This is a genomic window from Stenotrophomonas sp. P5_B8 (assembly GCF_054049855.1).
Genome location: NZ_JBFULO010000673.1, coordinates 1 through 1,352, shown reverse-complemented (window position 1 = coordinate 1,352; position 1,352 = coordinate 1). Strand labels below are relative to the sequence as shown.

Genomic DNA, 1,352 nt, shown 5'->3' with positions numbered 1-1,352 from the left:
GCTCAGCGATGAACGCGCCGGTCAAGGGCGGCTCGGAGCGTGCCATGTCGGCCACCACGAGGACGACATCGGTCGGGGTATCGGACGCCGCGCGATTGAGGCTGTCCGCCCATTGGGCAGCCAGGCCACGGTCCGTCCCGTCGCGCATCACCCGCGCCGCCATGCGCCGCAGATTCTCCAGCAGGGCCAGGCGCAGCATGATCGGAACGGCCCACAGTTCGCCCAGGCTCAGCGGCGCGAGCGACTGGTACGAGGCGATGAAGCGGCCCAGCGTATCGCCGTCAATGCGGCCATCGCCATGCGCGATGGCCTGCATCGACAGCTCATACACCCGCGGCAACCCGGCCGAGGGGCCGGCGACAAGGGAAGGCAACTGCCGGCTGTAGCCGCGCGGCAGGTGACGTCGCGCGGTCTGGATCTGTTCTTCGATCAGGTAGTAGTTGTCGAGCAGCCATTCCCCGGCCGGGGTCACCGGCCGCTGTTCGCGTACTACGTTGCTGAGCAGCGTGTTGGCGTCTTCCAGGACACGCTCGTTGGCTTGCAGGCGATCGAGCAGGCGCTCTGCGCCCGGTCGCATCCGCACCCGATGCTGGCGCGCAAGGGCGCGGCCGTAGACCTCCATCTGTTCAACGCTGTACAGCGCGGCGCGCAGGGGGCCCTCGGTGGCCTCGATGGCCGGTGCCGAGGCCTGGCGCTCACGCCAGCGCCAACGGACAAGACGACGCAGGCGGAGCCAACGACCAAAAAGACGGCGAAAGTGGGGCATGGTTTACCGAGGGGGGCAGGTCGCGGCCTTCATAGTTGCATTCGGGGCGGCGTGGTAGTTGTGAAGGTCGCGAGCGCGAGCGGCCCGGATGGTCACAACGCAACCTCAGGCGGTCGGGACAGTGCCGCCGTCGATCGTGTACTCCGATCCGGAGATGGACGCCGCCCGCGGCGAGACCAGGAATGCAATCAGATCGGCCACCTCGGCTGGCTTGGCCGGGAGCCCCAGCGGAATGCCGCCCAGCCCCTGCATGACCTGCTGTTTGGCGCCCTCATAATCTGTGCCTGCATTGGACGCAATCCGCCCGACGAATGCGATCGCAGCGTCTGTCTCGATCCAGCCCGGCGACACGCGGACCACGCGCCCCCCCTTGGGGGTGACTTCCTTGGAGAGGGCCTTGCTGTGGGTGGACAACGCCGCCTTCGCTGCGGCATAGGCAATCGTGGCGTCATGCAGCGGCAGTAGCCGCTGGATCGACGTCACATGCAGACGTGCCTCAGCCGCTCGCCGCTGAAGGGTGGTCGGGCGACGTATGGGTATCGAACGGTCGGGCTGCGAGTATTATCGCGAGACGGCACACGTAGAC

Annotated in this window: 2 protein-coding genes; both read right to left on the bottom strand. The window is 67.5% G+C overall.

Annotation, left to right across the window (positions count from 1 at the left end):
• Positions 1-766: hypothetical protein (locus ACXJKH_RS20570; RefSeq protein ID WP_457322156.1), on the bottom strand; the 766-nt coding region annotated here is incomplete at its 3' end.
• Between the two features lie 105 nt (positions 767-871).
• Entirely contained in the window at positions 872-1,249 is a 378-nt protein-coding gene (locus ACXJKH_RS20565) for an SDR family oxidoreductase (protein ID WP_457322154.1), read from the bottom strand.
• Between the last annotated feature and the right edge of the window lie 103 nt (positions 1,250-1,352).